Source organism: Streptomyces katrae, assembly GCF_000966975.1.
Lineage (GTDB): Bacteria > Actinomycetota > Actinomycetes > Streptomycetales > Streptomycetaceae > Streptomyces > Streptomyces katrae.
In genome coordinates, this window is record NZ_JZWV01001144.1 from 1 (window position 1) to 6,349 (window position 6,349).

A 6,349-nucleotide genomic window follows, 5' to 3' on the forward strand; every position below is an offset into this window, starting at 1 on the left:
CCCAGGGAGCCCCCCTCGGCGTCGGCGCCCAGCAGGTGCAGCCCCAGCGCGGCCACCCCCGCCATGGCGGCCACCGACCACCCCACGGCGGCGATCCCGGACAGCAGCACGTCTCCCCAGCGGATGCGGCGCATGCGGCGACCCCCGTAACCGAGCCGAGCGGGGCGAGAAGTCCCGTATCTCACTCTCCGGGTGACTTTCGACCCCGTCAACGGGCGTACGTAGACGCCTGCGGAAGGCCCGGATTCCACATGTGGCCCCAGGCCTGAAATAGTTCCCCCGGATGTTCGCCATCCCTAGACTCCCTGACGTCGTTCTCCCTGGACGCCAGGGGGATTCTCGGGGGACCTTAAGTGGGGCTGGAGTGCCGGAACTCGTACTGGAATTGAACGGAAGGACCTGGACGCTCGATCCGTCCAGGTCGTACTCGCTGGGGCGCGATCCCCAGGGAGACGTGGTGATCGACGATGCGCGCGTGTCCTGGCGGCACGCCACCATCAGCTGGAACGGCCGGGTTTGGGCCATCGAGGACCACGGCAGCACCAACGGCACCTACGTGCACGGCGCGCGGGTCCAGCAGACGGAGCTCGTGCCGGGTACGCCGGTGCACCTGGGCAACGCGACGGACGGCCCGCGGCTGAATCCGAGCGTCGGAGCGGCGGCCGCGCAGCAGCCGGCCTACCAGGCCCCGGCCGCGCAGGGCCAGGCCCCGGCGTTCCAGCCACCGGCTCCGCAGCAGCAGCAGCCCGCCTGGGACCAGCAGCCCCAGGCCCACCAGCAGCAGCCGCAGCACCACCAGCCACCGCAGCAGCACCACCACCAGCAGCAGCACCAGCAGCCGTTCGTGCCGCAGCAGCAGGGCGGCGTGCCGCAGCAGTCCGCCGCGCCGGGCTACAGCAGCGACCACCGCAGCCCGACGACGTTCCACCAGATCGCCGTCGGCCGCGTGATGCGCATCGGCCGTGCCCTGGAGAACGAGCTCGTCGTCTCGGACCTCCAGGTCTCGCGCCACCACGCGGAGTTCCGCTCCACCAATGGCCGCTTCGAGATCCACGACCTCGGCAGCCACAACGGCACGTACGTCAACGGCCAGCCCCTGCAGAAGTCCGGCAGCGCGCTGCTCGGCCCCACCGACATCGTCGGCGTCGGCCACTCGACCTTCCGGATCGTGGGCGACCGGCTCGAGGAGTTCGTCGACACCGGTGACGTCTCCTTCTCGGCCCGCCACCTCACGGTCACGGTCGACGGCGGCAAGCAGATCCTCAAGGACGTCACCTTCGGCGTCCCGGAGAAGTCGCTGATCGGCGTCATCGGCCCCTCCGGCTCCGGCAAGTCGACGCTCCTCAAGGCGCTGACCGGCTACCGGCCCGCCGACCAGGGTGACGTCCTCTACGACAACCGCAACCTGTACAAGCAGTTCGCGGAGCTCCGCCAGCGCATCGGCCTGGTCCCGCAGGACGACATCCTGCACAAGGAGCTGAAGGTCGCCACCGCCCTGAAGTACGCGGCCAAGCTCCGCTTCCCGGGCGACACCGCCGAGGCCGAGCGCGCCGCCCGCATCGACGAGGTGCTGCGCGAGCTCAAGCTCGACATCCACAAGGACAAGAAGATCACCGCCCTCTCCGGCGGCCAGCGCAAGCGCGTGTCCGTGGCCCTGGAGCTGCTGACCAAGCCGTCGCTGATCTTCCTGGACGAGCCGACCTCCGGGCTCGACCCGGGCATGGACCGCGACGTCATGCAGCTGCTGCGCGGGCTCGCCGACGACGGCCGTACGGTCCTCGTCGTCACCCACTCCGTCGCCGAGCTCTCGCTCTGCGACAAGCTGCTGGTCATGGCCCCGGGCGGGTCCGTCGCCTACTTCGGCCCGCCGGACGAGGCGCTGAACTTCTTCGGCTACAGCACCTGGGCCGACGTGTTCTCCGCCTTCGAGAACTACCGCGACTACGACTGGGCCGGCCGCTGGAAGGGCTCGCAGCACTACCAGCTGTACGCCGCCGACCTCGACGCGGTCGCCCCGCAGCAGGTCGCGATGCCCTCGCCGCAGCAGATGAACCCGCCGAAGCCGCAGGCCTGGGGCTCGCAGCTGTGGACGCTGATCCGCCGCTACGTCTCGGTGATCGCCTCCGACAAGGGCTTCCTCGCCCTGATGGTGCTGCTGCCGGCGGTCCTGGGCATCGTGTCCACGGTCATCCCCGCGAAGTTCGGCCTGGCCCCGCCGACCCCGCCGTCCCGCTTCAACGGCGACGCGGGAACGATCACCCTGATCCTCGCGGTCGGCATGTGCTTCTCGGGCGCGGCCAACTCGGTCCGTGAGCTGATCAAGGAACGCGTCATCTACGAGCGGGAGCGCGCGACGGGCCTGTCCCGGTCGGCGTACCTGATGTCGAAGGTGATCGTCCTCAGTGTGATCACGGTCATCCAGGGCGTGATCATCTGCGCCATCGCCTTCACCCCGCGCAAGCTGCCGGCCGAGGGCCTGTTCATGAACCCGGCCGTCGAGCTCTGCGTCTCGGTGACCGCGCTCGGCATCACCGCGATGATGTTCGGCCTGGTGATCTCCTCGCTGGTGAAGACCGCCGAGAAGACCATGCCGCTGCTCGTGATGTTCGCGATCGTCCAGGTCGTCTTCACCGGCATCCTGTTCCAGCTGTACGACAAGGTCGGCCTGGAGCAGTTCGCCTGGCTGATGCCCTCCCGCTGGGCCGTCGGCGCCGCCGGCACCACCCTGGACCTGGGCAAGCTCATGGCCCCGTGGGACCCGCAGAACCCCACCAACACCGACCCGCTGTGGGACCACACCACAGGCCAGTGGTTCGTGGACGTCATCGTCCTGCTGCTGCAGGCCGTGATCTGCGGCTTCGCCGTGGCGCGCCTGCTGCGCCGCCACGAGCCCGAGGTCATGCGCAAGTAGGGCAAGACCGCAGGAACGCGGGAACGCGAGAACGCCTCAGGGCGGCACCCGGATCACTCCGGGGGCCGCCCTGAGGCGCATGGGGGTCCTGCGGGCGCCCGCTGAGGCGTGGGGCCTAGTAGGCGCTGTTCACGTTGTCCATGGAGCCGTAGCGGTCGGCGGCGTAGTTGCACGCGGCGACGATGTTGGCGACGGGGTCGTACAGGTCGAACTTGGTGCCCTTGACGTGGTACGCGTTGAAGGTCGGCTGGATGACCTGGAGCAGGCCCTTCGAGGGGATGCCGTTCTTCGCGTTGATGTCCCACAGGTTGATCGCGCGGGGGTTGCCGCTCGACTCGCGCATGATGTTGCGGTGGATGCCCTCGTACGTGCCGGGGATCCCCTCGCGCTTCATGATGAAGAGGGCTTCCTTGATCCAGCCGTCGAGGTTGTTCGCGAAGACCGGGGTACGGGCGGCGGAGCGGCTGGCCGCCTCCTTGGCCTCGCGGTCCTTCTTCGCCTGCGCCTCGGCCTGGGCCTTCGCCGCGTCCTTGGCCTTCTGGTCCGCTACGGCGTGCTGGGCGCCGAGGTTCTGCTGGATCGACTGGGTCCACGCCACGGGGGCGGCGGCCACGGCCTGGGTCTCCTGCGTGCCGGTACCGGCCGGGACGACGGAGAAGGCGAGCGCGGCGGCACCGAGGGTGGCGACACCGGCGATCGACAGCTTGTACGCCTTCGTCAGACGACTGTGACCGGGAGTGCTGGAAGCAGACATGCGGGGCAACCTCTTCGAATAGCGGGGGCCGCAGGAAGGCGCCGTGCGGATCCGGGATCCGTCGGCGCCTTGCGACGGCAGCCATTCTTAGCGGCGGCAAAATCCTGTGGCAAAGGTGTGACATACGATCCCCGTTAGTGGATCAGGGCCCAGCACGGCCTCGGGACTTTGGTCCCGGAGACCGGCCGCAACAGCGCTGACAACGCCTTTACGTATCCACTACGCGGCTTCGTAAGTGATGTGCGTCCTATGCCCGGGCTCACATCGAACCCGTAACAGTCTCACCCAGAGTTGCAACAGCAATGCCCTGTGTGACCGCACTCCGCCTCCGGGAGGACGCCGGCCCTCCTCCGCCTCCTCCCCAGGGCAGACACCACCGCCCCCACCCCCTCCCCGAGCCGTACGCCACCCGGCCCCCAGACCTACGACCGGCGCCCGATCCCGCAGGTCAGGGCCGCCGGTACGGTGAGCCCATGGACAACGGACCCTGCACCGGGCTGGCGGCCGTCAGCACCGCCCTGCTCGCCATGAGCCGCCGGCTGGAGGTCAGGGACGTCCTGCGCACCATCGTCGTCTCGGCCCGCGAGCTCCTCGACGCCGAGTACGCGGCCCTCGGCGTCCCCGACGACCACGGGGGCTTCGCCCAGTTCGTCGTCGACGGCATCACCGAGGACCAGTGGCGCCGCATCGGCCCCCTGCCCCGCCAGCACGGCATCCTCGCCGCGATGCTGCACCAGGACGGCCCCCAGAGGCTGGCCGACGTACGCCAGGACCCGCGCTTCGAGGGCTGGCCCGCCGCCCACCCCGACATGTCCGACTTCCTCGGCCTGCCCGTCCGCGACGGCGACGAGGTCCTCGGCGCCCTCTTCCTCGCCAACAAGAGGAGAGCCCCCGGCGCACAGCACGGCAGCCCGCACGGCTTCACCGACGAGGACGAGGAACTCCTCTCCCTCCTCGCCCAGCACGCCGCCATCGCCCTCACCAACGCCCGCCTCTACGAGCGCAGCCGCGAGCTGACCATCGCCGAGGAGCGCTCCCGCCTCGCCCACGAGCTGCACGACGCCGTCAGCCAGAAGCTGTTCTCCCTGCGCCTGACCGCCCAGGCCGCCGCCGCCCTCGTCGACCGCGACCCGGCCCGCGCCAAGGGCGAGCTCCAGCAGGTCGCCGCCCTCGCCGCCGAGGCCGCCGACGAGCTCCGCGCCGCCGTGACCGAGCTGCGCCCGGCCGCCCTGGACGAGGACGGCCTCGTCGCCACCCTGCGCAACCACGTCCGCGTCCTCGACCGGGCCCACACCGCCCGCGTCACCTTCACCTGCGACGGCGTCCGCGCCCTGCCCGCCGCCCAGGAGGAGGCACTGCTGCGCGTCGCCCAGGAAGCCCTCCACAACGCCCTGCGCCACTCCGGCGCCGACCGCGTCGAGGTCACCCTCGCCCGCGCCCCCGGCGGCGGCGCCCTCCTGCGCGTACGGGACTGGGGCAAGGGCTTCTCCCCGCCCACCGTCCGCAAGGCCGGCCGCCACCTCGGGCTCGTCTCCATGCGCGACCGCGCCGCCGGGGCCGGCGGACGGCTGGAGGTCCGCTCCGAGCCCGGTGCGGGCACCACGATCGAGATGGAGGTCCCCGGTGGCTGACACCCCCGGCCGCATCCGCGTACTGCTCGTCGACGACCACCAGGTCGTCCGGCGCGGTCTGCGCACCTTCCTGGAGGTACAGGAGGACATCGAGGTCGTCGGCGAGGCCGCCGACGGCGCCGAGGGCACCGACCGCGCCGAGGAGCTGCGGCCCGACGTCATCCTCATGGACGTCACCATGCCCGGCACCGACGGCATCGAGGCCCTGCGCCGGCTGCGGGACCTCGGCAACCCCGCGCGGGTCCTCATCGTCACCAGCTTCACCGAACAGCGGACCGTGGTCCCCGCCCTGCGGGCCGGCGCCGCCGGATACCTCTACAAGGACATCGACCCCGACGCCCTGGCCGGAGCCATCCGCTCCGTCCACGCCGGGCACGTCCTCCTCCAGCCGGAGGTCGCCGAGGCCCTGCTGGCCGCCCAGGACGACCAGGGCGCCCCCGCCGGCCGCCCCGGCTCCCTCACCGACCGCGAACGCGAGGTCCTGGGCCTGATCGCCGACGGCCGCTCCAACCGCGAGATCGCCCGGGCCCTCGTCCTGTCCGAGAAGACCGTCAAGACGCACGTCTCGAACATCCTGATGAAGCTCGACCTCTCCGACCGCACCCAGGCCGCGCTGTGGGCCGTCCGGCACGGGATCACGCGGTAATGGGCTGAGATGAGATTCATACGACCGGGTGTACGTCGCCCACATGGCGTATCCCATGGGGCGGGGCGGCGTTCTCCATGGCGTGCCGCGGCGGCTGGTCGCGGCAGACGTACTGGAGGACGAGAAGTGAAGAACTACAAGAAGGCCGCAGCCGTCACCATGATCGCGGGCGGCCTCGTCGCCCTCGGCGCCGGTGTCTCCTCGGCGCACGGCGGTGCGTCCGCGGAGGGCGAGGCCGTGGGCTCGCCCGGCGTGGTCTCCGGGAACCTGGTCCAGGTCCCCGTGCACGTCCCGGTGAACGCGGTCGGCAACACCGCCAACGTCATCGGCCTGCTCAACGGTGCCTTCGGCAACACGGGCCTCAACAGCTGACCCCACCCCCCCCGGCCCGCGGCCCCCCCTCCCCC

The 6,349-nt window shown here is 70.9% G+C and carries 5 protein-coding genes; 4 read left to right on the forward strand and 1 reads right to left on the reverse strand.

Going from position 1 to position 6,349, the window contains the following annotated elements; all coding sequences use genetic code 11:
* Positions 1-364: 364 nt before the first annotated feature.
* Entirely contained in the window at positions 365-2,911 is a 2,547-nt protein-coding gene (locus VR44_RS33875; RefSeq protein ID WP_094192090.1) for an ABC transporter ATP-binding protein/permease, read from the forward strand.
* Between the two features lie 115 nt (positions 2,912-3,026).
* Here the strand turns inward: VR44_RS33875 and VR44_RS33880 are convergent, their stop codons facing one another.
* Positions 3,027-3,665 (reverse strand): transglycosylase SLT domain-containing protein, encoded by a 639-nt coding sequence (locus VR44_RS33880; protein WP_045951476.1) that lies wholly within the window; start codon positions 3,663-3,665, stop codon positions 3,027-3,029.
* A gap of 473 nt (positions 3,666-4,138) precedes the next feature.
* On the opposite strand from VR44_RS33880, the gene VR44_RS33885 reads away from it, so the two are divergent.
* The 3 genes from VR44_RS33885 to VR44_RS33895 all read left to right on the forward strand — a co-directional run bounded on the left by VR44_RS33885 (position 4,139) and on the right by VR44_RS33895 (position 6,314).
* Complete coding sequence (locus VR44_RS33885) at positions 4,139-5,296, forward strand: GAF domain-containing sensor histidine kinase (RefSeq protein WP_045951477.1); 1,158 nt, start codon at positions 4,139-4,141, stop codon at positions 5,294-5,296.
* Positions 5,289-5,942: a response regulator gene (locus tag VR44_RS33890; RefSeq protein WP_045951478.1), complete on the forward strand. Its 654-nt coding sequence runs from the start codon at positions 5,289-5,291 to the stop codon at positions 5,940-5,942. The genes VR44_RS33885 and VR44_RS33890 overlap by 8 nt, the downstream gene beginning before the upstream one ends.
* A gap of 126 nt (positions 5,943-6,068) precedes the next feature.
* Complete coding sequence (locus VR44_RS33895; protein ID WP_045951479.1) at positions 6,069-6,314, forward strand: chaplin; 246 nt, start codon at positions 6,069-6,071, stop codon at positions 6,312-6,314.
* Positions 6,315-6,349: the final 35 nt, after the last annotated feature.

What these genes read in the sequence shown, in the direction of transcription:
- VR44_RS33885 (WP_045951477.1), top strand. Translation starts at nt 4,139, where the DNA reads ATGGACAACGGACCCTGCACCGGGCTGGCGGCCGTCAGCACCGCCCTG.
- VR44_RS33880 (WP_045951476.1), bottom strand. Translation starts at nt 3,665, where the DNA reads ATGTCTGCTTCCAGCACTCCCGGTCACAGTCGTCTGACGAAGGCGTAC.